The 24,129-nt window shown below is 63.4% G+C and carries 21 protein-coding genes; 11 read left to right on the forward strand and 10 right to left on the reverse strand.

Annotated elements, in window-relative coordinates; translation table 11 throughout:
- Positions 1 to 42 precede the first annotated feature (42 nt).
- The 5 genes from JTF07_RS02795 to JTF07_RS02815 all read left to right on the forward strand — a co-directional run bounded on the left by JTF07_RS02795 (position 43) and on the right by JTF07_RS02815 (position 5,390).
- On the forward strand, positions 43 to 276 hold the full coding sequence (locus JTF07_RS02795; protein ID WP_213018575.1) for a hypothetical protein: 234 nt from the start codon (positions 43 to 45) through the stop codon (positions 274 to 276).
- Positions 273 to 677, forward strand: a complete 405-nt coding sequence (locus JTF07_RS02800; RefSeq protein ID WP_204232795.1) for a TadE/TadG family type IV pilus assembly protein — start codon at positions 273 to 275, stop codon at positions 675 to 677. Before JTF07_RS02795 ends, JTF07_RS02800 begins: the two co-directional genes overlap by 4 nt.
- Positions 670 to 1,116, forward strand: coding sequence for a hypothetical protein (locus JTF07_RS02805; RefSeq protein WP_353843852.1), 447 nt, complete (start codon positions 670 to 672; stop codon positions 1,114 to 1,116). Before JTF07_RS02800 ends, JTF07_RS02805 begins: the two co-directional genes overlap by 8 nt.
- A 1-nt stretch (position 1,117) precedes the next feature.
- Positions 1,118 to 1,558, forward strand: coding sequence for a pilus assembly protein TadG-related protein (locus JTF07_RS02810; protein WP_204232796.1), 441 nt, complete (start codon positions 1,118 to 1,120; stop codon positions 1,556 to 1,558).
- 142 nt (positions 1,559 to 1,700) lie between these two features.
- Positions 1,701 to 5,390 carry an FtsK/SpoIIIE domain-containing protein gene (locus JTF07_RS02815; RefSeq protein WP_204232797.1) on the forward strand — a complete coding sequence of 1,230 codons (3,690 nt, stop codon included), beginning with the start codon at positions 1,701 to 1,703 and terminating at the stop codon, positions 5,388 to 5,390.
- A gap of 83 nt (positions 5,391 to 5,473) precedes the next feature.
- Here the strand turns inward: JTF07_RS02815 and JTF07_RS02820 are convergent, their stop codons facing one another.
- On the reverse strand, positions 5,474 to 6,847 hold the full coding sequence (locus tag JTF07_RS02820) for an amino acid permease (RefSeq protein WP_204233560.1): 1,374 nt from the start codon (positions 6,845 to 6,847) through the stop codon (positions 5,474 to 5,476).
- A gap of 146 nt (positions 6,848 to 6,993) precedes the next feature.
- Positions 6,994 to 7,995, reverse strand: a complete 1,002-nt coding sequence (locus JTF07_RS02825; protein ID WP_204232798.1) for a GNAT family N-acetyltransferase — start codon at positions 7,993 to 7,995, stop codon at positions 6,994 to 6,996.
- Positions 7,996 to 8,041: 46 nt separating this feature from the next.
- Here JTF07_RS02825 and JTF07_RS02830 point away from each other — a divergent pair, with 46 nt between their 5' ends.
- The 3 genes from JTF07_RS02830 to JTF07_RS02840 all read left to right on the forward strand — a co-directional run bounded on the left by JTF07_RS02830 (position 8,042) and on the right by JTF07_RS02840 (position 11,305).
- Entirely contained in the window at positions 8,042 to 8,851 is an 810-nt protein-coding gene (locus tag JTF07_RS02830) for a purine-nucleoside phosphorylase (protein ID WP_204232799.1), read from the forward strand.
- 105 nt (positions 8,852 to 8,956) lie between these two features.
- Positions 8,957 to 10,843, forward strand: coding sequence for a phospho-sugar mutase (locus JTF07_RS02835; protein ID WP_204232800.1), 1,887 nt, complete (start codon positions 8,957 to 8,959; stop codon positions 10,841 to 10,843).
- Positions 10,844 to 10,846: 3 nt separating this feature from the next.
- Positions 10,847 to 11,305 (forward strand): hypothetical protein, encoded by a 459-nt coding sequence (locus JTF07_RS02840; protein ID WP_204232801.1) that lies wholly within the window; start codon positions 10,847 to 10,849, stop codon positions 11,303 to 11,305.
- An 18-nt stretch (positions 11,306 to 11,323) separates the two neighbouring features.
- Here JTF07_RS02840 and JTF07_RS02845 read toward each other — a convergent pair whose 3' ends face one another.
- The 8 genes from JTF07_RS02845 to JTF07_RS02880 all read right to left on the reverse strand — a co-directional run bounded on the left by JTF07_RS02845 (position 11,324) and on the right by JTF07_RS02880 (position 20,434).
- Positions 11,324 to 12,394, reverse strand: a complete 1,071-nt coding sequence (locus tag JTF07_RS02845; RefSeq protein ID WP_204232802.1) for an alpha/beta fold hydrolase — start codon at positions 12,392 to 12,394, stop codon at positions 11,324 to 11,326.
- A gap of 73 nt (positions 12,395 to 12,467) precedes the next feature.
- Positions 12,468 to 13,121: a deoxyribose-phosphate aldolase gene (deoC, locus tag JTF07_RS02850; RefSeq protein WP_204232803.1), complete on the reverse strand. Its 654-nt coding sequence runs from the start codon at positions 13,119 to 13,121 to the stop codon at positions 12,468 to 12,470.
- Between the two features lie 84 nt (positions 13,122 to 13,205).
- On the reverse strand, positions 13,206 to 14,495 hold the full coding sequence (locus JTF07_RS02855) for a thymidine phosphorylase (RefSeq protein WP_204232804.1): 1,290 nt from the start codon (positions 14,493 to 14,495) through the stop codon (positions 13,206 to 13,208).
- Positions 14,496 to 14,638: 143 nt separating this feature from the next.
- Positions 14,639 to 15,133 carry a cytidine deaminase gene (locus tag JTF07_RS02860; protein WP_204232805.1) on the reverse strand — a complete coding sequence of 165 codons (495 nt, stop codon included), beginning with the start codon at positions 15,131 to 15,133 and terminating at the stop codon, positions 14,639 to 14,641.
- A gap of 28 nt (positions 15,134 to 15,161) precedes the next feature.
- Positions 15,162 to 16,460 (reverse strand): ABC transporter permease, encoded by a 1,299-nt coding sequence (locus JTF07_RS02865; protein ID WP_204232806.1) that lies wholly within the window; start codon positions 16,458 to 16,460, stop codon positions 15,162 to 15,164.
- Position 16,461: 1 nt separating this feature from the next.
- Positions 16,462 to 17,694, reverse strand: a complete 1,233-nt coding sequence (locus JTF07_RS02870; protein ID WP_204232807.1) for an ABC transporter permease — start codon at positions 17,692 to 17,694, stop codon at positions 16,462 to 16,464.
- Positions 17,691 to 19,289, reverse strand: coding sequence for an ABC transporter ATP-binding protein (locus JTF07_RS02875; protein ID WP_204232808.1), 1,599 nt, complete (start codon positions 19,287 to 19,289; stop codon positions 17,691 to 17,693). Before JTF07_RS02875 ends, JTF07_RS02870 begins: the two co-directional genes overlap by 4 nt.
- Positions 19,290 to 19,363: 74 nt before the next feature.
- Positions 19,364 to 20,434, reverse strand: a complete 1,071-nt coding sequence (locus JTF07_RS02880) for a BMP family lipoprotein (RefSeq protein ID WP_353843853.1) — start codon at positions 20,432 to 20,434, stop codon at positions 19,364 to 19,366.
- 327 nt (positions 20,435 to 20,761) lie between these two features.
- Between JTF07_RS02880 and JTF07_RS02885 the strand changes: the two genes are divergently transcribed.
- The 3 genes from JTF07_RS02885 (at position 20,762) to JTF07_RS02895 (ending at position 24,092) form a co-directional block, all read left to right on the forward strand.
- Complete coding sequence (locus JTF07_RS02885) at positions 20,762 to 22,591, forward strand: ABC-F family ATP-binding cassette domain-containing protein (RefSeq protein WP_204232809.1); 1,830 nt, start codon at positions 20,762 to 20,764, stop codon at positions 22,589 to 22,591.
- A 22-nt stretch (positions 22,592 to 22,613) separates the two neighbouring features.
- Positions 22,614 to 22,958: a TraR/DksA family transcriptional regulator gene (locus JTF07_RS02890; protein ID WP_204232810.1), complete on the forward strand. Its 345-nt coding sequence runs from the start codon at positions 22,614 to 22,616 to the stop codon at positions 22,956 to 22,958.
- Between the two features lie 120 nt (positions 22,959 to 23,078).
- Positions 23,079 to 24,092 carry an acyltransferase family protein gene (locus JTF07_RS02895; protein ID WP_204232811.1) on the forward strand — a complete coding sequence of 338 codons (1,014 nt, stop codon included), beginning with the start codon at positions 23,079 to 23,081 and terminating at the stop codon, positions 24,090 to 24,092.
- The last annotated feature ends 37 nt before the right edge of the window (positions 24,093 to 24,129 follow it).

The raw sequence follows: 24,129 nt of genomic DNA on the forward strand, positions 1-24,129 counted from the left end.
CTGATCACCCCGCAACCCGATTGCACCGCAGAAGGAGACACCATGTTCCACCACCTGATGAACCGATTCGCTGTGTTCGTCATCGGCCTCTCAACTGATGACCCAGACTGCCGAGGCGAGCGCCGAGGTGATCGACCGGACCGCGGTGACGTTCCCGGCTGGGTGCTCATCACGCTGATGACAGCAGGTTTGGTCGTCGCCTTGTGGGCGTTGGCCGGCGAAGCCTTCACCTCGATGTTCCAGGACGCCATGAACAAGGTCAGGGGCGCCGGGTGAGTCACCAGGAGCGCGAAGCTCGGGCTGATTCCGGTTCCGCGATCGTTGAGTTCGCCCTCATCGGTTCGCTCCTGGCCCTTGTGCTGGCCGGAACCCTGCAGATCGGTCTGGTCATCCACGTCCGTAACACCGTCATCGATTCGGCCATCGCCGGTGCCCGCCAAGCCAGCCTCGCTGATCAGTCAATGGCAGATGGCAAACGCCTGGCTTCCGAGCTCATCACCGTGTCTGTGGGCGAGCGCTACGCTCAGTCGATCACCGTCACAACGGTGAAGCGCGCGCAGGTCGACGTCGTCGAGGTCCGAGTGCGGACGCCGTTGCCCGTCCTCGGCCTGTGGGGTCCCGCCGAGGTGTGGGATCTGAGCGGACGGTCCATCGCTGAGGACGTCGACAGTGACTGAGACTGACGCGCAGATGCCGGAGGAGCACACCGATGCGGGCACCGCCGTCATCGAATTCATCTTCGCTTCGATCGTGCTGCTCATCCCCGTCGTCTATCTCATGCTCGCGATCTCCCAGCTGCAGGCCGCCAGCTATGCCACCACGTCGACGGCGATCTCGGCCTCCCGGATCGCCGCCCGCGATGCCGACCCCTCCGAACGCAGGGCCGGCCAGGTTGCCGACATGCATTTCACCGATTTCGGACTTACCGGTGTCCCCACCACCATCGACTACTCATGCTCTGGACCCTGTGGACAGGCAGGTTCCCTCATCACCGCACGGGTCGAGACGAAGGTGTCTCTGCCCGGGCTCCCACTCCTCTTCGGCACCGAGCATTCCCCGCACATCACTCTTCGTGCCACCCACACGGATGTCGTCGCCACTGCGGGTCGGGCCTGAGATGGCGCAAAAACAGCACCGAGTCCACTCTGATGAAGGGTCGATCACTCCACTGGCGATCGGCTTCGTCGTCATCGCTCTGCTGTTGGCCTTCCTCATCGCAGCGCTGACGGATCTGCACATGACCAGACGGGAATTGCAGAGCGTGGCGGATTCCGCGGCGCTGGCCGCCTCCGACTCGTTCGAACCCGCTCCTGGCGGTGAGCCCGGCCTCGTGTTCTCACCCACTGCGGCGAAACGGGCCGCCAGTCGCTATGTCGCCGCGGTGCCGACCCCGCAGGGGCTGCACAAGGTGGAGCTCAGCGCCGATGCGGACGGTCAGCATTCGGTCGTGATCCGTCTGCGAGCCGACTACACACCCGCACTGCTGTCACCTTTCGTCCCCGACCTCATCGAGCTGCAGGCCACCGCATACGCTCGTGGTTCGCTGCGCATTTCGTGATGATCCCATCCAACGACTCCGACTTCTACTCCTGTTGATGTCTCCCCCACTTCTGCTCGTATAGCCTGTGGACGCAGACTCCTTGTCCACAGTGGCGTAGGAAACCCTTGCCAGGTGTGACACGGCTCGTGATCCTGAGAGCATGAACACGCTCGGCCTCATTCATCGCATCAACGCAAACGCCCACATTCGCACCGATGTGATCGAGGCAGATTCTGAGCTGCCCGTCCTTGAGGTATTTCGCACCGTCTTCGGTCCGATCCTGACCTCGGCCGACCTCGTCGCAGGCAACCGACTGCCGATGGACTCCGAGGCACGAGAGAACCCGGAGACCATGGTGAGATCCATGGCTTGGGGTCGGTGGCAGTCGCTGAACCCTGTCACACTTCTCGGAGTATCCGCTCTCCGTCGCGGATCCGGATCGGCAGCCGTCTCGGTGCTCGCAGGACCGGATTCGGGATTCACAATCGGCATCGACCCCCGCTCCCCTCTGCTCAGCCGCATCAGCCATCCTGACTGTCTGACCATCGCCGACCCCTGCATGTCCCGTCAGCCGACGCGACTGGAGCTCGGTCCTGCCAGAGAGCAGACGTTCTCATCGTTGGGCACCACGATCTTCTCACCGGCTTCCCCCGATAGAACCCAGCCCAGTGAAGCCTGCTCGCGCCTTCCCCGACCTCGAGCCTCCACCGACACCCGACGAGAGCCCACACACGTGGCGCCCGCGCCCATCGACGAGCCTCGCCCCGCGAAACCTCCCCAATGGTGGGCATTCCTCATCCCCATCGCCATCGGTGGAGTACTCGCGCTCGTCACCGGAATGTGGTGGTTCCTCCTTTTCAGCGTCTCCGCACCGGTCTCCGGATACGTCGCCTATGTCGTGGAGAAACGTCGGTACGTCCGCGATTGCGCCCAATGTGTCATCGACCGACGAGCAGCGGTCGAGGCAGCACGGCAGAGATTGGACACTGTGATCGCCGAACACAGACTCCGGCTGCAGACCAGTTCGGGTCTGTGTCTCGGCTTCGGATCTGCTCGCAGCCCCATCACGATTGCCGATGAACTCCGCGAGTGCACCAACCATTTCGATGGAGCGGTCATCATCGACGATGTGCCGCTGCGCATCGACCCGCACACAACCTCGGTGACTGTCACAGGCGATCACGAACAGCTGCGTCGCATGGCCCTGTCCTGGCTGGCCGACTCCACCTACGACTGGTTCCCGTCTCCAGAACTGCTCCGACTGCCGGAACTGCAGGGAAGCCGCCACGAGGACCGAAACGAGTCGGCGATCGGCGTGCACTTGGCCGATCAGAATCCGACGACGTTGCAGCTGCACGCCCCCGCACCCACCGCATCGATCTCGCTGTCATTGGGCAGTCTGGCCCAGGCACGCACCGTCGACTCATCGGCAGCACACGGCCCAGTGCCGGGCAGAACGCTCATCGCCGCACTCATGCCGCCCGGCCGATTCCTCACGCTCGATCACCGACAGGCGAACAGAACCGGGGCCGAGAGGTTGCCGAACCACGGCCTCGGCGACCTCTACGATGACGGGCCACAAGCCATTCGCCACCGCTGGGCACGAACTCCTCCCGGGCCGGTGACGATCGGACGCGGTCGAGACGGGGACGTCACCCTCGACCTCTTCAACGACGGCCCCCACGCCCTCGTCGCGGGGACGACCGGCAGCGGAAAATCCATTCTGCTCCAGACCTGGCTGCTCGCAATGGCTCTGGAACATCCACCTCGGCGGCTGACGTTCGTTCTCATCGATTACAAGGGTGGGGCGACTTTTTCCCCGTTGGAGCACCTTCCGCACACGGACAGCGTCCTCGACGATTTCGATTCGGCAGCGGCCTTCCGCGCGTTGGTCTCCGTCCGTGCCGAGATCACCCGACGCGAGCGGCTCCTGGCCGACCAGGGATGCTCCGATGTCCTCGAACTCGTCGATCCCCCACCGAGGCTGGTCGTCGTCATCGACGAATTCCACGCACTCATGGCGACCCATCCGAAGGCAGCTGACCTGCTGGAACACCTGACAGCTCTGGGCCGATCCCTGGGAGTGCATCTGATACTCGCCACGCAGCGCCCGCTCGGCGTCGTCACCGGCCAGATGAAAGCCAATATCAACATCAGGGTGTGCCTGCGCGTGCGCGAAGACGCTGATTCCTTCGACGTCATCGGAGTCAACGATGCCGCACATCTGCCGCCGGACAGACCGGGAGCGGCGTGCCTCGACTCGGGTTCGTCGGTCGTTGAGTTCCGGGTCGCGGTCCCCACCTCCACTTCTGCCTCCGCCGAGGTGCGACATCGGCCTCGTCTCCGACCATGGGAGCCTGGCCGAGGTCTTCCCACTCAACACAGCGTCAACGGGGTCCGTGTCGGCAATCTCCAACAGGCCCATCGTGCGACCGGCGACCGATCACAGCTCTCGCCGCATCCACTTCGTCCCGTGGTTCTCCCACCACTGCCCGATCCCGAGAATGTCCCAGAGCTGCTCGCAGCATGGTCTGGCGAGGGTGGTTCAGAAGAGAACATTCCGGGGGTGATGGGCACGACGGTGGCCGGGATCGTGGACATGCCCAGCCACCAGAAGCAGAGCACCTGGTCATATTCGCCTGCCGTCGATGGCTCGATCATCATCGTCGGCACCGATCCTCGTGTCATCACATCAGTCATGCGACGGATGGCTTCCAGTGCCGCTGCGACTCACCGTATCGTGGCGCTGGGACGCATCGCAGCGTCTATGGGCTGGGCCGAGGTCACCTGCGGAATGGACACCGGGTGGCGGTTCCACACGATCCTCGACCACCTGCACCGTACTCCGGCGGTACGAGACGTGCCCCCGGGCGTAGAATTGCCGGCCACGATCGTTGTGTGCAGCAACTGGAATGAGTTCATCGATTCCATGGACCACCAGATGGCCGCCGAGACGGAACGGCTGCTCAAACACGGATCTGAGTTGAGGTTGACGTTCCTGTTGGCCGGGTGCCGCACGTCTGCGAGCACAAGCGCGGCCTTCACATCACAGGTGATCTTCCCGCCCGGCGCGGGAGGTGATGGACTCAGCGTCGGACTGTCTCGGCAGCGGTTCGTCGGAACATGGCCCGAATACAGGGCAGTGCTCGTCGGCCCCAGTGCACAGGAAGCCGGCGGTGACGGCGCCGATGTGCAGTTGGTGCCGCACCATCAGAATATCGCCTGCGGGGACGACTGCGATGACAGGCGCGGAAGCTTCGGACCACGATGGCGCGGACTCACAGCGGCGCCGGGGCACGGGCCCGCGCGACAGGATCCGGCGAGTACGGGGATCCCGCTGGGAGTCGACCCGTTCGGGACGCTCGTAGTGTGGGACCCGGTCCGTGAAGGAGAGGTTCTCAGCGTCCGCGGATCACCGCAGTCCGGCAAGAGTGCGACCGCAGACCTCGTGCAGCAGACGCACTCCGCTGCAGCCACAGCCAGCAGTCGGGCGCTGACGGTCCATGACGATGCGCATCTGGAGGCGAACCCGGACGCCTTCGATCTCCTCGACGGTGGCCTGCATGTCGTGACGATGCCGGTGCGATTCACTCCCGGCTACGGTTCCCCTCTGGCCAAGGCACAAGGACTGGGGCCGATGCTGATCCTCGGGGCCCACAGTAGGCAGGACCTCAGCAATCTGGGTCTGCTCAGGCTGCCGCCACTCGACGGGGATCCGGGGACGGCATGGTTCGTCACCGAGCAGCGAACTCAGGCGGTGAGGCTCTTCTCAGCGGAGAGAACCGCTGATCGCATTCTTAGCCCGGCACACCCTCTGGACTCTCTTGCGAACTCGAATCAATCGTTCTGACCTCGAATCATTCGGCACGGTCTTCTCAACGCGAACCCGGTCACGGTGGAATTCGCCTGACCGATCGCCATTCGAGCCGACGATCAGTCAACACTCTCGTTGTGTCTGCCTGCGGTCAGCGGCTCGGTGTGGTCGATGAGCTGGTAGGGGCGGCGACCCTCGCCCCGGACGAACGCGAAGTAGCACAGCCACAGCGCCCCGACCCAGAGAAGACCTACCCACAGTGCCGGACGGGAATCGGGCACGATTCCGACCATGACGATCACGAAGAGGATGAATGCCACCGTGACCCAGGACCCCACGGGCCACAGCGGCATCGGGAACTCACTGCGCAGTCGGTTCTCCTGGACCAGCACCCGTTTCATCCGAAGATGAGCCGCGAGGATGACCAGCCACACCAATACTGTCGCAAATGTCGCCAATGCGCCGAGCAGGAACAGGGCCTGGTCGGGGTAGAGGTAGTTGAGGAGCACCCCGACGAGCAGGGCCACGATCATCGTGATCACTGTCATCACCGGCACTCCGTTGCGGGTGGTGTGGGCGAAGGAACGCGGTGCCTGCCCCTGTTGTGCCAGACCGTGGAGCATCCGACCGGCACCGAAGATATCGGCATTGATGGCCGAGAGCGCCGCCGTGATGAGCACAACCTGGAGGATGGCGGCTGCCGCGTTGAAGCCGACGGAGTCGAAGATCGCGACGAAGGGGCTGATCTCCGAGGTGATCTGGTTCCAGGGCAGGATGCACATGATCACGCCGAGGGTGAGCACGTAGAAGAGCAGGATGCGCACCGGCACCGAGTTGATGGCCGCCGGCAGCACCTTCTTCGGGTTCTGCGCCTCGCCGGCGGTGACTCCGATGATCTCGATGCCGCCGAAGGCGAACATCACGATCGTGAATGATGAGAGGAGACCCCAGAGCCCGTGCGGGAACATCCCCCCGTGGTCGAACAGTGCACGCGGACCCATCTGATTGTGGTCGGCAATGCCGAAGCCGAAGATGATGATGGCCACGCCGGCGCCGATGAGGGCGATGATCGCGACGATTTTGATGAGCGCGAACCAAAACTCCAGCTCACCGAAGACCTTGACGCCGATCATGTTGATCGCGGCGATGAAGGCCACGACGGCCAGCACCCAGGTCCAGCGCGGAACTCCAGGGAACCAGAAGCCCATGTACACGCCGATGGCGGTGGCGTCGAAGACGGCGACAAGGATCATCTCGAAGACGAAGGTCCAGCCGACGAGAAAACCGGCGAACGGGTGGAGATAGTGCGATGCGAACTGGCCGAAGGATCCCGAGACGGGGTGGCGGACCAGCATTTCGCCCAGCGCACGCATCACCATGAAGACGGCGGCACCGCCGATGATGTAGGCCACCAGCACGGACGGACCTGCCGCCTGGATCGACTCCGAGGACCCCATGAACAGCCCCGTGCCGATGGCCGAACCCAAAGCCATGAAGCGGATGTGCCGGGCGGTCAGTCCCCTGCGCAGACCCACGTTCTCTGCGTGATGGTCAGGGGTGATCGGTTCTTTGCGCCCACCGTCAGCCGAAGACACAGTTGTCCTGCTTTCTCTCAGATTCTCCAGGCTGCAAACTCGGCTCAGTGAGTATCGGCAGGAGGTCCCGTGAGTGTTTCGTAACGGTAGAGTTCGCTCGCCTGGCCGGCTTCGACGAGTCGGTCGGCCAATGCGGAGACCACCGGCATACCGCTCGTGACTTCGAGGACGACGTCGGCATCGACGGAGAGCCGGGCAAGGAGAAGTTCGGCGTCGGCGACCGCTGCTGTGAACAGGTCGCTCGTGGTGTCGGCGGCGTTTTCGCGGGCTTCGAACATCGACCCGATGATGAGTTCGGTGGGAGGCTCCTCGTCATCGCCTGGTGCTGGCAAAGCGTCCGTGATCTCGACGCCAGTCTGGTCGGCTTCGCGAGCGTAGGAGACGGCGAAGGCGCTGAGTCCGGAGTCTTCGGACGAGCCGGCTTCACCGCCCAGCAGAGCGGCACCATGGGCACCAGCGGCTTCGGAGAGGAACGCGTTGTTGACCTGACCGATCGTCAGCGGACCGACAGCGTCGTCCTTATTCACGGCGGTGTACCAAGCGAGGAAGGCCTTCGTGAGCTTGACCGATCCGGTGGCCACGATCTCGAGGTCCTCGGCACGTCCACCACCGCTGGGCGGCAGTGCACCGGCGGCGACCTTGATCACCCGTGTCGTCGTCAGCGGTGCGAAGCCGAGGGCCTGTGCGAAGCCGGCGCCTGGGCTGCCAGCCTGGACACGCGTGCGCAGGTCAAGTCCCTCCAGGGCAGTCCCGGCGGTCTCAGCACACACTGCTTCGAAGAGTTCTCGTCCCTGACCGTGGCCTTGTTCCTCGCTCGCGACCTCGACGTGGACCCACGCCCGGTAGGGGTGGAGTGGCGACTGCGCGATCGCGGCAGCACCGACGGGCACCTCGGGCACCACCTCGGCGATGACAGATCGCAGCAGGGGTGAATCCGAGGAGGGGCGGAACAGGGACCTGGCCATATGAGCGGCCGGCGTAGCGGCGTCGGCGAACACCTCGTTCAACCGCAGGTCGTCACCATCGGTCAGGTCTCTGATCGGCATTGTGTGCGCTCCTTGAACGGGTCGAGAACTTGATAATCTTGGCGTCATGACTGACTTAAGCGATCCTACCGCCGCCGCCCGCGCCGCGGCCACGACCATCAACGCCAAAGCCGGCATCGAGGCCCATGACATTGCTCTCGTTCTCGGTTCGGGATGGGGCGGCGCAGCGGAGCTCCTCGGCGAGACGATCAGCGAGATCTCGGCCGCGGACGTTCCCGGCTTCCACGCGCCCGCCGTTGAGGGCCACGGCGCCACCCTGCGCACAATCCGGATCGAAGCCAGCGGCAAGCACGCTCTCGTCCTCGGTTCCCGCACCCACTACTACGAAGGCAAGGGCGTGCGCGCCGTCGCCCACGGAGTCCGCACCGCCGCTGCCGCCGGCTGCGAAAACTTGGTGCTCACCAACGGCTGCGGAGGGCTCAACCGCAATTGGGCGCCCGGCACACCGGTCCTCATCTCCGACCACCTCAACCTCACCGGCACCTCCCCCATCGAAGGTGCGAACTTCGTCGACCTCACCGACCTGTACTCCCCACGCATGCGTGCCATCGCCAAGGAGATCGACCCCAGCCTCGACGAAGGCGTCTACGCACAGTTCCGCGGGCCCCACTACGAAACTCCCGCCGAGGTGCGCATGGCCGGAGTCCTCGGCGCGGACCTCGTTGGAATGTCCACCTCGTTGGAGGCCATCGCCGCACGTCAAGCCGGTCTTGAACTCATGGGCATCTCTCTGGTGACGAACCTGGCAGCCGGCATCCAGGAGACCCCGCTCTCCCATGCCGAGGTCATCGAGGCCGGCGTCGCCGCCGCCCCACGGATCTCGCGGCTGCTCGCCGACATCGTCTCGAAGCTCTGAGCGACGTCTGCTGCGCTGAGCGAACCGACCAGCACTCCCCCGACCTGACAGCACACCTGTCTCCACCCGCATTCCCCTCACCGACCGCACTGGACTAGGACAGACATGACTGAAGTAGCCGATCACTTCACCAACGGCTTCGACGCCGACATCGTCGAGGCGTGGATTGCTGATGACCCCGATGAGAAGACAGCGAACACGTTGAAAAGCATCCTTGGTGCGGCGAAGGCCGGTGATGCGGCGGCGATAGCCGACCTCGAGGATCGTTTCGCAGGACCCTTGGCCTTCGGTACCGCAGGCCTGCGTGGAGAGATCGCGGCCGGACCCAACCGAATGAATCGTGCTGTCGTCATCCGAGCCGCAGCAGGTCTCTCCCGTTTCCTCCTGAATACGGTGGGCGAGGGTTTCACTGTCGTCATCGGATGCGATGCCCGCTACATGTCCTCAGACTTCGCGACCGACACAGCCGCCGTCGTCACGGCCGCCGGCGGTACCGCCATCCAGCTGCCCGATCAGCTGCCGACACCGTTGCTGGCGTTCGCGCTGTCTCATCTGCAGGCCGACGCCGGAGTCATGGTCACTGCCAGTCACAACCCGCCCGCGGACAACGGCTACAAGGTCTACCTCGGTCAGCGTCCGCTGCAGGCCATCGAGTCCGACCCTTCCGCCGCTGAGGCTGGTGCCGGTGCTCAGATCGTCAGTCCCGCCGATGCTCTCATCGCCGAGCAGATCTCGGCGGTCGAATCTGTGGCCTCGGTGCCTCGTGCCGGATCCGGGTGGGAACATCTCGATGAGACGATCGTCGAGACCTACCTGGCTCGCATCGGTTCCCTGGATGTGCGCTCGAGTGCTGATCTGACCATCGTGCACACCTCACTGCACGGTGTCGGAGCAACAGTTGCCGAGGCGGCCCTGGCCCGCACCGGGTTCACGAACGTACATCCTGTTCCCTCTCAACAGGCACCCGACCCAGACTTCCCGACGGTCACGTTCCCGAACCCCGAAGAGGCTGGAGCCCTCGATGAGTCGTATGCCTTGGCCAGAGAGGTCGGCGCAGAGCTCATCATCGCCAACGACCCCGATGCCGACAGGTTCTCGGCTGCCATCCCGGATGCCTCACTGGCAGCAGGTTACCGCCAGCTCTCCGGCGACGAGGTTGGCCTCCTCCTCGGCGAGGACATCGCGACCCGCCTGACCCAGGGCACTCATCATTCGAAGCAGGCGGCGTCCTCGCACTCTGTCACGACCGAGGACGAAGAGGTCGCTGCAGACTCTGCCGGCACCGCGTCACCGGTGTTCGCCAACTCGATCGTCTCGTCTCGAGGACTCGCCGCAGCTGCCCGCAGCCACGGTTTCACCGCAACGAACACCCTCACGGGATTCAAGTGGATCTCTCGTGTCCCCGGCCTGGTCTTCGGCTATGAGGAGGCCCTGGGCTACTGCGTCGACCCAACCGCAGTCAGGGACAAGGACGGAATCTCTGCTGCCGTGACCTTTGCGGCCCTGGCCTCGCGCCTCAAAGAGGCAGGTTCGAGCATCGATGCCGAACTCGATCGGATCCGCAGCCGCGACGGATACTTCGCCACGGCTCCACTGAGCTTCCGCCTCGACGACGTCACCCTCATCGCAGGAGCCATGTCGAAGCTGCGGGATAACCCGCCGGCGACGTTGGCCGGCTCCCGCGTCACCCAGGTTCATGATCTGTCGCAGGGTGATGACGGTCTGCCTCCCACCGATGGCATTCTGCTGCTCTCCGAGGCGAACTCACGCGTCATCGTCCGTCCTTCGGGTACCGAACCGAAGCTCAAATGCTATCTCGAGGTCGTCGCCGATCCTGAAGGACTCGCAGCCGCTGCCGCCGCCGATCAGCGCGCGGTCGCTGCGGCAGGCCTGAGGGTCACAACCGCCTCGGCGAGTGCGGCACTCCAGCCAGCGCTCAAGGAGCGGCTGACAAGCATCAGCACCGAACTCAAGACCTTCTTCGGGCTCTGATCGTTGACTGGCCACGATATTCCGGCCGATCCGGAGATCGACAGTATCCTGGCAGAGCTCCTCGGCGGCCTGGGTGCGAAGTCAACGGTCTTCGGTGCGGGAGGCTACGGTGCCAAGTGGTCTGCCAAGCGGCTGAAGACGGAGACTGCCCAGGAGGTGATCGAGGTTGCGCCCGCTGAACAGCGTCGTATTCTCGCTGAATGGGCAGCTGGCACCTCCGGAGCAGCGGGGTCGTTCGACCGACTCGATTCGCGCGACGATGCGGTGGTGACGCTTCGCGGCGTCGTCGGCTCAGGAGTCGGTTCATTGAACCCGGCCTATGTGATCATCATCGTCGACGTCCTGACTTCGACGATCGGCATCGCCGCTCACGCCAAAGAAGGTCTGATCAAACAGCGAACAGCGCAGAAGGCCGTTGCCAAGGTGCGCTCGTCGCTCGAGTTGCAACGAGATCAGCGCTGATGTCGATCAGCACCGAGCTCAGGACCTTCTTCGGGCTCTGAGGATCTCGATGAACCGATCGGGTATCTCACCGTGCACATTGTGGCCCGACTCGACCCGGATCAGGTCGATGTTCTCATTCAGTGAGGTGATTCGCTGAGCGTCGGCATCGTCGATGGCACCCTGCAGAATCCCGTCCGAACCGTACTCCCAGTCCGCATGGATCAGAGTCGTTGGTGCCGTGATCCTGCGCAGCGTGTCCTCATGATCGAAGCCTTCATCCCAGCTTCCGGTGAAGAAGGCGTCACCGAAGCGCGGGTCGTATGTCAGCAGCGATCGCTGCATGTCGTTCCAGCCTGAGGGCATGAAGAACATCGTGATCGGACGGTTCGGATGCTTCGCGTGCTGCCTCAGTCCGGAGCGGATGATTCGCTTTCGGCCCTCGCCGAAGAAGGTCCAGAGCCGTTGGTGGGCAAAACTGTAGGCAGTCCAATCTGACTCTTCGGACTCAAGGAAGTCATGGCAGGTCGTCGCCAGGTCGACCCAGTTCCACGTCTGCTTCGCTCGTGGCAGCACAGTGGTGAAGAGAGGGGGATCCTCCAACACCACGGCGCTGATGAGGTCGGGGCGATGACCCGCCAGCCATGCTGCCAGCTGGCCTCCCGAGGAATGTCCCGAGACCACGACGGGTTGGCCGATCACTGACTCAATGAAGCTGGCGAGATCATGTCCGATGGCCGCTGCAGAATACTTCTCCGGGGCTCGCGCGGAATCTCCATGCCCATGGACATCAACAGCGAAGACATTGAAATCCTCAACGAGAGCAGGCAGCACGGGGGCGTAGCTGCGCCAGTCGACTCCCTGACCGTGAATCAACAGCAGCGGCGGCCTGGAGTTCTTCGGCCCCGAGGCGTAGTTCAGTCGCGTCCCGTTGACATCAACAGAGTTCTCACGGAATCCTGCTGCCCGAGTCCGCCGTTGAGCCAGGACATGAGCTTTCAGGTTTCTGATCGCCCACACGCCGACGGTGGCTCCAGCGACGGCGAACACCCCGACGACAGCAGCCGCCCCGAATCTTGTTCTGCGTCTGACGACGCTGCTTGTCTGCATCAACTCACCGCTTCGGCCTGAGGTGCTGTCGGAATCGTGGAGGCAGTGCTGGTGGGGCGTTCCCCTGCAAGTCTCAGTCGCGCAGCCCGTCGAGAATGCCCTTCGAACCCGACAGTCCGAGACGTGAGGCTCCTGCAGCGATCATCGCTTCTGCAGCGTCGACGGTGCGGATTCCGCCGGAGGCTTTGACGCCGAGGCGATCGCCCACGGTTTCGCGCATCAGTGAGACCGCGTGCGCGCTGGCTCCGCCTGCGGGGTGGAAGCCTGTGGAGGTCTTGACGAAGCCTGCCCCTGCAGCCTCGGCGCGGCGGCTGGCTTCGACGATCTGGTCGTCGCTGAGCGCTGCGGATTCGATGATGACCTTGACCAAGGCGCTGCCGCTGGCATCGACGACTCCGCGGATATCGGCCTCCAGCGCGTCGAAGTCGCCAGCAATGGCCTGACCGATGTTGATGACCATATCGACTTCGTCGGCACCATCGGAGACGGCCTGGGCAGCCTCGGCGGCCTTGATCTCAGGCTTGACCTGGCCGCTGGGGAAACCGACGACCGTGGCGACGACCAAGTCGCCGGAATCGGAAACGGGAAGCATCGACGGGGACACGCAGATCGCGAGCACACCCAGTTCCTTCGCCTCCGTCACGAGTGCCTCCACATCCGCAGGGGTGGCTTCGGGCTTGAGCAGTGTGTGGTCGATGATCGCTGCGACTTCGGCTCTGCTGGTCATGGTTGTCCTCCAAGGTCGATGGTGCTGTGTGAGTGTGGGCTGCGTGAGTTGGTGTTGCGGTGAAGCACTGAGCGTGACGGCGACTCAGGTGATCTTCTCGAGCACAATCGACTCGGAGACCGCGCTGAGGTCGTCTCCGATCTCGACAGCACCCTCGAGGGATTCGATTGCTCGGGCGAAGCGTTCAGGAGTCGCCGTGTGCAGGGTCATCAGCGGCTGGCCTTCGGCAACGGTGTCGCCGGGTTTGGCATGGAGTTCGATGCCGGCCACGTCCTGGACCGGGTCCTCCTTGCGTGCTCGTCCGGCACCGAGGCGCCAGGAGGCGACTCCCACGGACAGAGCATCGAGCCGACTGAGGACGCCGGAGGCGGGAGCAGTGATGACTTCGGTGTTCTCGGCGACGGGCAGCGCGGCTTCGGGGTCACCGTTCTGGGCACGGATCATCTTCTTCCACACGTCCATGGCCCGACCGTCACCCAAGGCCGCACGCACATCGATGTCGGTCTTGCCTGCCAGACGCAGTATCTCCTCGGCCAGCGCCACGGTCAGGTCAACGACGTCGGAGGGGCCGCCGCCGGCGAGGACTTCGACGGACTCGCGGACCTCGAGGGCGTTGCCGACCGTGAGCCCCAGCGGGGTGGACATGTCGGTCAGCAGCGCCGAAGTCCTGACCCCAGCCGAATGGCCGAGGTCGACCATGGTCCGCGCCAGCTTCTGGGCCTTGGGCAGGTCCTTCATGAAGGCCCCGGACCCCACCTTGACGTCGAGGACGAGACCTTGGGTGCCCTCCGCGATCTTCTTCGACATGATCGATGAGGCGATGAGCGGAATGCAATCGACCGTCGAGGTGGTGTCGCGCAGTGCATAGAGCTTCTTGTCCGCAGGAGCTAAGCCGGAGCCTGCGGCGCAGATGACCGCACCGAGGTCCTCGAGCTGGTCGAGGATGCCCTCATTGCTCATTCCCGCCTGCCAGCCCGGGATGGACTCGAGCTTGTCCAGTGTTCCGCCGGTATGGCCGAGGCCGCGACCCGAGAGCTGCGGGACGGCGACGTCGAAGACGGCGACGAGTGGGGCCAGAGGCAGGGTGATCTTGTCCCCGACTCCCCCTGTCGAATGCTTGTCCGAGGTCGGGCGTGACAGGGACGAGAAGTCCATCCGCTCACCCGAGGCGATCATCGCCTGCGTCCAATCCGCGATCTCGCGAGGGTCCATGTCGTTGATGAAGATCGCCATGGCCAGTGCGGCCATCTGCTCATCGGCGACGACACCGCGAGTGTAGGCATCGATCACCCATTCGATCTGTTCTCTGCTCAGGGTGCGGCCATCGCGCTTGGCGGCGATGACGTCGACGGCATCGAATGCCTCTACGCTCACAGTGTCAGTCCTTCATTCTCGGGGTGGTGCAGTTCGCAGCATGCGGTCGTGCTCGGGAGGTGACCGCTGTGGCGGTCACAGGTGGTCACCATTGATCGCCGAGGTGGCGCTGGGATCGCAGAGCCACCTCGGCGATATCGGGGTCAGTGCTTGGCGGAGCCTGCGCCCGGCGCTTCGGCACTCAGATGATCTGGTCCGAAGGCATCGGGCAGCACCACTGACATGGGAGCCCTGCCGCTGGGCATGTTGAGCATCATCTCGCTGCCGCCGTGTTCGAACAGGAGCTGCCGGCAGCGTCCACACGGGGCCAGGGTCGCTCCCGCACCATCGACGCAGTCGAATGCCACGATCCGGCCTCCGCCGGACATAAACAGATCGGAGACGAGTGAGCACTCCGCACACAGCGTCACCCCGAACGAGGCATTCTCAATATTCGCGCCGCTGACGATTCGTCCGTCATCGACGAGTGCGGCCGCGCCCACGGGATAGGACGAATACGGAACGTATGCGTAGCGCATCGCCCTCATCGCCTCATCTCGCAGCAGCGACCAGGTGTCCTCGCTCAGATCGTCGACCGAAACGGGGGTGGGTTCCACGCTCCACACGTGTTCAGAGGCTTCGACATCTGCAGAAGTCATAGGGGATACCTCTCTCTTCAGGGTTGAATTATTTCACGTACGGCACGCCTTCGGCCGCCGGTGGGCGAACCCGGCCGACGAAACCGGCGACGGCGAGGACCGTGACGATATAGGGAAGCATGAGCAGCAGCTCGTTGGCCACCGGAGTTCCGATGGACTGCAGAGTGTTGCCCAGGCTCTTGGAGAAGCCGAACAGCAGTGCAGCAAGAAGGGCACCCTTCGGGTTCCATTTGCCCAGGATCATCGCCGCTAGGGCGATGTATCCCTGTCCGGCCGACATCTCTTTGCCGAATGCCAGACCCGATCCGACGGTGAAGAAGGCACCGCCGAGGCCTGCGATGGCACCGGCCATGAGGGTGTTGCGCACGCGGGTGAAGTTGACCTTGATGCCCACGGTGTCGGCTGCCTTCGGGTGTTCGCCCACGGCCCGCATCCGCAGCCCCCACTTCGAGCGGAACACGAAGATCTGGAGGGCGATGACGACGACGTACATGATGTAGACGAGGATGTTCTGGTCGAAGAGCACCCGTCCCAGGATGGGGATGTCCGACAGCAGCGGGACCGGCAGGTTGGGCAGCTGCTGCCGGGAGTTCCATAGGCCAGGGTTCTCTGTGAGGACAGTCGAGTAGAGGAAGCTGGTGACACCGACGACGAGAACGTTGAGCACAACGCCGATGATGATCTGGTTGACCCAGTACTTCACCGCGAAGAATGTGAGGACCACAGCCACCAGCGCGCCGGCGATCGGGGCCGCCAACAGACCCGCATAGGGGTTCTTGGCCACCGAGGCGACGACTGCGGCGAGGAAGGCACCAGCCAGCAGCTGGCCTTCGATGGCGATGTTGATGATGCCGGAGCGTTCGCCGACGAGCCCGCACATCGCGCCGAAGATCAGCGGCACGGACAGTGCCAGTGCACCGGCCAGCAGCGTGGTCAGGGGGATCACGCCGCCGCTGCCGCCGCCGGCCCAGGCCAGGAACGACACGACGAAGAGGATGCCGAAGACCATCGGGAACCATCCGGCCAGGGTGATCCGCTTCAGGGCGAGGTAGATCGAGGCCGCGGCCAAGATCACGAGGATGAGCGAAAGGACCAATCCGGCCACGGTCGAAGACACGACAACATCGGGAATGGCGAAGAAGTCGCCGCCGGTCGCGATCCGGAACGTCGTCTCACCGTCACGGCCGATGAGGCCGAAGCAGATGAGCGAGACGAGAGCCAGGATCGAGTAGGTGATCGGGAACTTCCACGCGATCGGGGTCAGAGCCTTGGACTGTGCCGAGGACTTCGCTGCCGGTGTCGCAGCGGCGGTGTTCTGAGCGCTCATGTCAGGCCTCCTTCCGCTTGAGCACCGGTGTGGGCAACCGGAAGATCGACCTCACGAGTGGTGGGGCCGCAATGAGCAGGACGATGACGGACTGGACGACGAGGACGATGTCGATGGGCGTCCCGGTCTGGGACTGCATGAGGTAGCCGCCGGCCTTGAATGCGCCGAACAGGAGACCCGCGAAGAACGTCCCCAAGGGTTTGGACCGCCCCAGCAGGGCCACAGTGATGGCATCGAAGCCGATCGAACCGCTGATTCCGCCGGTGAGTTTGTACTCGGTGCCGAGCACCTGAGCTGCGCCGCCGAGTCCGGCGAGGGCACCGGCGACGATCATCACGAGGATCGTCACCTTCGACACGGAGATGCCTGCCGTGCGGGCCGCGTGCGGGTTGGCGCCGACGGCCTTGAACTCGAAGCCGATCGTGGAGCGCTCGAGCAGCCACCACACGAAGATCGTGGCCAAGATGGCGATGATGAAGCCGAAATGCAGACGGAAAGGTGAGGGCAGCAGCAGGAACATCTGCGCAGAGTCATCGAGTGACCGTGACTGCGGGTTCGCCGAGTCAGTGTGCGTGAACCAGCTCTGTTTGAGCAGATAGCCCAACAGGTAACCGGCGATGGAATTGAGCATGATCGTCACGATCACCTCGTTGGCACCGGTGCGAGCTTTGAGCACACCGGCGATGCCGGCCCAGATCGCCCCGCCGATGATGCCGCCGATGGCTGCGATGAGCATGTGCACGACGGGCGGCAGGTGGAGGGCGTACCCGAGGAAGCCTGCGATCGTGGCGCCGAGGATAACCTGGCCCTGACCGCCGATGTTGAACAGACCCGAACGGAAGGCAAGGGCGATGCCCAGGCCGGTGAGGATGAGCGGAGTTCCGCTGACCAGGGATTCGGTCAGGGGCCGGATAGCGCGCTCGGTGGTGCGGGCGTCCCAGTCGAAGATCGCACCGCGAAACAGCGCGGAGTAGGCCTCGCCGACGGTGGAGAACAGAGTCGAGAAGAACATCCCGGGGGCCGCGACGATGTTCGCGGCCGCCGCGACGACTTCGGCGTTGGATACGGCGATGAGGACACCGCCGAGCAGAAGTGCGACGACGATGGCCAGCACCGAAACCAACCAGGAGCCGGACAAGATGTCCTGCAGCAGATTCGGTTCTCTGTCAGGCTCCGCTTCGGCGCTCGGAGGCGGCGTCGCCGACGGTGCCGCCGGGGAGATATCGGTTGTCATTTCGTCTCCTCCGCCGAGGTGGTGGCGCAGTTGTCATCGGGTGCCGCGGTGGCGGCGTCGCTCTTCTCGGGCGCCGCGGTGGCGGCGAGGGCTTCATCGGCAGGGACGCCGGCCATCATCAGGCCCAGGGCTTCACGTGAGGTGTCGGCACCGACGATGCCGACGATGCGGCCCGAGTACATGACCGCGATCCGATCGGCGAGTCCGTAGACCTCGTCGAGTTCCGTCGAGACGATGAGGCATGGTGTGCCGGCATCGCGTTCGGCGATGACACGTTTGTGAACGAATTCGATCGAACCGACGTCGAGGCCGCGGGTGGGCTGGCTGGCGATGAAGAGGCGCAGGTCGCGGCCGAGCTCACGGGAGAGGACGACCTTCTGCTGATTGCCTCCGGAGAGCGTCGCGATCGGGTCGACGACGCTGCCGAGGCGGATATCGAATTCCTCGACCTTCTTCTTCGCCTCGTCGTTGATGACCGCGGACTTGAGGTTGAGGCCCTTGGCATAGGGAGGACGGTCGTAGACGTCGAGGATCATGTTCTCGCGGATCGTGAAATCGGCGATGATGCCGTCGGTGGACCGATCCTCAGGAACGAATCCGATGCCGGAACCCAGACGGTCCTTGACGGACTTGCCGACGAGGTCCTTCCCATCGAGTGTGATCGACCCCAACCTGGGGTCGGTCAACCCGATGATCGTTTCGGCCAACTCCGTCTGACCATTGCCCTGGACACCAGCGACGGCGAGGATCTCACCACGGCGGACGTCGAAGCTGACATCGTCGACGACGACGTTCTCGGCTTTGTCGACGACGGTCAGGCTCCGGACCTGGAAGGTGGCGTCACCGGGATCGGCGTCATCTTTCTCTGTCGTCAGGGATACGTGACGACCGACCATCTGGCTGGCCAGCTCCGCCTCGGTGGAATCAGGAGAGGCAACGCCTGTGATCTTGCCGCGGCGGATGACGGTGATGGAGTCCGCGATCGCCCTGACCTCACGCAGTTTGTGGGTGATGAACACGATCGAGGTGCCCTGTTCCTTGAGCTGGCGCATGATCGAGATGAGCTCGTCGGTCTCCTGCGGGGTGAGCACCGCGGTGGGCTCATCGAGGATGAGGATCTTCGCGTTGCGCGACAGGGCCTTGATGATCTCCACGCGCTGCTGGGCACCGACCGGGAGGTCCTCGATGAGGGCGTCGGGGTCGATGTTGAAGTTGAAGCGGGCAGAGATCTCCCTGACCTTCTTCCGTGCCTCGGCGAGGTCGATGAGTCCCATGGACTTCGTCGGCTCATAGCCCAACGCCACCGACTCGGCGACAGTGAACACGGGCACAAGCATGAAGTGCTGATGGACCATGCCGATCCCGGCAGCCACAGCATCACCCGGACCCGCGAAGGTCACAGGCTTGTCGTCGAGGAGGATCTCTCCACCGTCGGCGTCATAGAGTCCATAGAGGACGTTCATCATGGTGGATTTTCCGGCGCCGTTCTCACCCAACAGGGCGTGGATCTCGCCCGGTTCGATGGTGAGATCGATGTGGTCGTTGGCCACGAACGATCCGAACACCTTAGTCATCCCGCGAAGCTCGAGTTTCACTGCTTCCGGTACTCCTCACAAATTCGAAAACTGCAGGGCCGAAACCACTCGGCCCTGCAGTTTAACCTATTCGCTTATTTGGGCGTGCTCTCGGATTCCACGGTCAGCGATCCGTCGATGATCTGCTTCTTGAGCTCTTCGACCTTCTTCTTCACGTCCTCGGGAACCTTGTCGTCAAAGTCGTGGTACGGAGCAAGTCCGACGCCTTCGTTCTCCAGCGTGCCGACGTAGGGCTCGGAGCTGAAATTGTCCTTCTGGGCTTCGGCGACGGTGTCCTCGACTGCGTTGGCGATCTGCTTGACCACCGAGGTGAGGATGATGTCACCGTATTCCGTGGACTCGTATCCGTCGGAGTCGACCCAGACGAGCTTGACGTCCTTGGCTTCCTTCGCAGCCGCGGCTGCACCCAGTCCGACAGGTCCGGCGACCGGCATGACGACGTCAGCGCCCTGAGAGATGAGCTGCTTGGTCAGTGCCTGGCCCTGACCCTGGTTCTCGAAGTCACCGGAGAACGAACCGTCCTGCTTCTCCTTGTTCCAGCCGAGGAGCTTGACGTTCTTCTTGTTCTCTTCGTTGAACTTCTTCACGCCGTCAGCGAATCCGTCCATGAAGATGGTCACCGATGGGATCTGGATGCCGCCGAAGGTGCCGACCTTCCCGGACTCGGAGGTTGCCGCAGCCACATATCCGGCGAGGTAGGCGGCCTCGGCGGTGTTGAAGACGAGAGGTTTGGCGTTGTCCAGCGTCACCGGTTTGCCATCAGCATCGGAGAAGGTGGAGTCGATGAGAGCGAAGTTGAGGTCCGTGTTGGCTTCAGCAGCCTCCTGGATCGCATCCTCGAGTAGGAAGCCGACGCCGAAGGTGAGGTTGCAGCCAGCCTGGATCATGTTGTCGACGTTGGGCTTGAAGTCCGCGTCACCCTGCGACTCCGCGTCCTTCTCCTCGATACCGAGGTTCTTCACCGCGTTCTCCAGACCCTCCTTGCCGGACTGGTTGAATGACTGGTCGTCCCAGCCACCGGAGTCTGACACCATGCAGCCGAGGAAATCCTCGGCATTCGAATCCCCGCTGTCTCCGGATCCGCAGGCGGAGAGAACGAGGGCAGATGCGGCGACCATCGACACCGCAGATACGAGCTTCTTCACATTTACTCTTTTCTCAAGTTGCTCACGTCCAGCACTGGCGTCGATCGGGGCGCAGAGTCCTCCGCCGAATTTGTGAAACCACTGGATGATCACTCATATTTCAATGAATTTTCCGTCAGTCTAATTCACCTCAGACCCATATCAGGGTCCTCTAGCATCTGAATCGTCGACACCGATATGAAAACGCAACATAACTTCATCTTCGCTCCAGCCCACCCCGACACTCGACCGCCCCGGGCACCGGCTCCCGCTCCTGTCCCCTGGCTGCCTGCCAGCTACCCGCGCATGCTGGTCCCAGACCTCTTGTGCACTAAACTGGAAGGCGATATGGCACATCTTCTCGGGGCTGAAGCCCTACACCTCGAATACCCCACCCGCATCGTCTTCGACTCCGTCACGCTCGGCGTCGACGCCGGAGACATGATCGGCATCGTCGGCCGCAACGGCGACGGCAAGTCCAGCCTGCTGGGCATGCTCGCCGGCACCATCGAACCCGATTCCGGCCGCGTGACCTATCGCGGCGGAATGCGCCTGGGCATGCTCAGCCAACGCGACACCATGGACTCCGACGCGACCGTCGGCTATTCCGTCGTCGGCGACATGGATGACCACGAATGGGCCCGCGACGCCAAGGCCCGCGACATCATCGCCGGTCTCATCGCCGATTTGGACTGGAACGCCACAGTCGGCAGCCTCTCCGGAGGCCAGCGCCGACGAGTCGCTCTGGCGGCACTGCTCATCGAAGACTGGGACCTGCTCATCCTCGATGAGCCCACCAACCACCTCGATGTCGACGGTATCTCGTGGCTGGCCAGGCATATCAGGAACCGCTGGTCGAAGAACTCCGGTGCGTTGCTGCTGGTGACTCACGACCGGTGGTTCCTCGATGAGGTCTGCAACAAGACGTGGGAGGTCCACGACCAGATCGTCGAACCCTTCGAGGGCGGATACGCCGCCTATGTCCTCCAACGCGTCGAACGTGACCGGATCGCTGCCGCAACCGAGCAGAAACGCCAGAACCTCATGCGCAAGGAACTGGCATGGCTGCGCCGAGGTGCGCCCGCCCGAACGTCGAAGCCGAAGTTCCGGATCGAGGCGGCGAACCAGCTCATCGCCGATGTACCGGAGGTGCGCAATCCGATCGAACTGAAGAAGATGGCGACGGCCCGACTCGGCAAGGACGTCGTCGACCTCCTCGATGTGTCACTGAGCTTCGGTGACCAGCAGATCCTCGACAACGTCACCTGGCGCATCGGCCCCGGCGAGCGCACCGGAATCCTCGGCCCCAACGGTGCCGGCAAGTCGACCCTGCTCAGCCTCATCTCCGGTGAGCTCGAACCGGATGAAGGCAGGGTCAAGCGCGGGAAGACCGTGAAGGTCGGAGTCCTCGACCAGCAATTCAAGGAACTCGACGCCATCGCCGGACAGAAGGTCCGCGAGGTGCTGTCGGAGTCGAAGACGAGCTTCACCATCGAAGGCAAGGACTACACCCCGGCACAGCTGCTGGAGCGCCTCGGCTTTGCCAAAGAACACCTCTCGGCCAGAGTCAAGGAACTCTCCGGAGGGCAGAAGCGCCGCCTGCAGCTGTTGCTGCTGCTCATGTCCGAGCCCAATGTCATCATCCTCGATGAGCCGACCAACGACGTCGATTCCGATATGTTGGCGGCGATGGAGGACCTCCTCGACTCCTGGCCGGCTACCCTGATCGTCGTCTCCCACGATAGGTACCTGCTCGAACGCGTCACCGATCAGCAGTACGCGATCCTCGATCACGGTCTGCGGCACGTGCCCGGCGGTGTCGACGAATATCTGAAGCTGCGTGCCGAGGACGCCAAATCCGGAGGTTCGAAGGGAGCTGTCACCGGTCGAGGTGCAGGGAACTCCGGCTCGGGCAATGCGAATTCCTCTGCTGATTCGGGCGCGGACGCACTCTCCGGAGCCGAGGCCCGAGCGGCCAAGAAGGAGGTCTCCTCGATCGAGCGTCGCATGGACAAGCTGAGCAAGCGCATCGCCCGTGGCCACGATGAGATGGCCGACCACGACCAGACTGACTTCGAGGGACTCCAGAGACTCACCTCATCCCTGCAGGAGCTCAAGGACGAAATGACAGAGTTGGAGGAGCGCTGGCTCGAAGCCAATGAGGCTCTGGACGCGTGATTATGAACGGCGAGGCGGGGTGATGGCCGATTCGGATCGAGTGCGGGAGCTCCTGCAGGCAGAAGACGCCGCGACCAGGAGGCTCATCGCCACGCTGTCCTCGGACATCAAGGATCTCTCGGCCGCACGCGAGGGCGACAACAGCGACGACGAGCACGATCCCGAGGGATCGACTCTCGCCTTCGAACGATCACAGGCGGACACCTTGCTGCGCCAGTCCGAGGAGCGCCTGATCGCCATCGCCGAGGCGGAGCAGAGGCTTGAGCGCGGCACCTTCGGAATCTGCACGCACTGTGGAAACCCCATCCCCGAGGTGCGGTTGGAGATACGGCCCTACGCACCGACCTGCGTCGCCTGCGCAAGCTGAAGATGCATGTGCTTCTGAGTTGACGGGTCGAGAACTTTTCAGCTGAACACCCCCTGGATTCCGCCTGAGGGCACGATGAGTTCTTTCTGCTTCGAGGTGCTGACACGCTATCGTGGCGTGGTGCCCATACGAGATCACCGACTGGACCGTGCCAAAGGCATCCTCATCTTCACTGTCGTCCTCGGCCACCTGCTGGCCAGGACATCCCCGTGGGAAGACGATGTCCTTCGTGCGCCGATGTACCTCATCTATTCGTTCCACATGCCGGCCTTCGTCTTCCTGGCCGGCATCACGGCGAAGTCGACGAGGCTGCCCGAACGTGTCCTGACCTTCCTGGTCCTGCTGTTCACTGTGCTGCCGCTGATGTGGGGGTGGATGTGGGTCTTCGACCTCAATCCCGACTACAGTTTCCTCACCCCGTTCTGGTACACATGGTTCCTGCTGTCGATGGCGTGCTGGATCATCACCGTGCCCTTCATCGAACGATTCCCACGAACGATCCTCGTCACCTCGGTCGTGGTGGGGCTCTTCGGTGGAATTCTGCCGATCCTCGACACGGAGCTCTCAGCGTCACGGTCCATGATCTTCTGGCCCTTCTTCGTCATCGGCAAGCTCTACGGCAAGCAGATTCTCAACTGGGCCGGGAGCCTGCGCATCTGGCAGAAACTGTTCTTCACAGCGACTGCTTTGGGCGCGATCGGCTACTTCTACCTCGATGAGATCTACTACAAGTGGTTCTACGGCAGCCTCAATTTCGCCCACTTCGATGTCAGCATCCCCGAAGGCGTCGGCATCCGCCTTATCGTCGACATCGGCGCACTGCTCATGACATTGGCACTGCTCATGTGGGTCGGCGACAAAGACACCATCCTCGCGAAGATCGGCCGGAACAGCCTGGCTGTCTATGTCCTCCACGGGTTCGTCGTCCGCGGACTTCAACCTCTGCTCGACGATGTCGAGGGCGTACTCAGCTCTCCCCTGATCCTCGTCGTCTGTTTCTTCGTCGCGCTCCTCGCCACCTACGTGCTTTCGTGGGAACCATTTGAGAGAGCCCTGCGCTGGTATTCCTCCACCGTGACCGGTCTGCTGCTCAAACCGTTCTCGCCCCTACGGTCGAAACCCTCCCGCCACTAGCCGGCCCACGGCGGCTCGTGCGACACTGCAGCGACCG

The sequence above is a fragment of the Brevibacterium sp. RIT 803 genome, from assembly GCF_016892625.1.
Lineage (GTDB): Bacteria > Actinomycetota > Actinomycetes > Actinomycetales > Brevibacteriaceae > Brevibacterium.

Coding starts and splice junctions, on each gene's coding strand:
- JTF07_RS02795 (WP_213018575.1), top strand. CDS start 43: ATGTTCCACCACCTGATGAACCGATTCGCTGTGTTCGTCATCGGCCTC.
- JTF07_RS02810 (WP_204232796.1), top strand. CDS start 1,118: ATGGCGCAAAAACAGCACCGAGTCCACTCTGATGAAGGGTCGATCACT.
- JTF07_RS02815 (WP_204232797.1), top strand. CDS start 1,701: ATGAACACGCTCGGCCTCATTCATCGCATCAACGCAAACGCCCACATT.
- JTF07_RS02820 (WP_204233560.1), bottom strand. CDS start 6,847: ATGGCTTTGGGTTCGGCCATCGGCACGGGGCTGTTCATGGGGTCCTCG.
- JTF07_RS02825 (WP_204232798.1), bottom strand. CDS start 7,995: ATGCCGATCAGAGACCTGACCGATGGTGACGACCTGCGGTTGAACGAG.
- JTF07_RS02830 (WP_204232799.1), top strand. CDS start 8,042: ATGACTGACTTAAGCGATCCTACCGCCGCCGCCCGCGCCGCGGCCACG.
- JTF07_RS02835 (WP_204232800.1), top strand. CDS start 8,957: ATGACTGAAGTAGCCGATCACTTCACCAACGGCTTCGACGCCGACATC.
- JTF07_RS02845 (WP_204232802.1), bottom strand. CDS start 12,394: ATGCAGACAAGCAGCGTCGTCAGACGCAGAACAAGATTCGGGGCGGCT.
- deoC (WP_204232803.1), bottom strand. CDS start 13,121: ATGACCAGCAGAGCCGAAGTCGCAGCGATCATCGACCACACACTGCTC.
- JTF07_RS02860 (WP_204232805.1), bottom strand. CDS start 15,133: ATGACTTCTGCAGATGTCGAAGCCTCTGAACACGTGTGGAGCGTGGAA.
- JTF07_RS02865 (WP_204232806.1), bottom strand. CDS start 16,460: ATGAGCGCTCAGAACACCGCCGCTGCGACACCGGCAGCGAAGTCCTCG.
- JTF07_RS02870 (WP_204232807.1), bottom strand. CDS start 17,694: ATGACAACCGATATCTCCCCGGCGGCACCGTCGGCGACGCCGCCTCCG.
- JTF07_RS02885 (WP_204232809.1), top strand. CDS start 20,762: ATGGCACATCTTCTCGGGGCTGAAGCCCTACACCTCGAATACCCCACC.
- JTF07_RS02890 (WP_204232810.1), top strand. CDS start 22,614: ATGGCCGATTCGGATCGAGTGCGGGAGCTCCTGCAGGCAGAAGACGCC.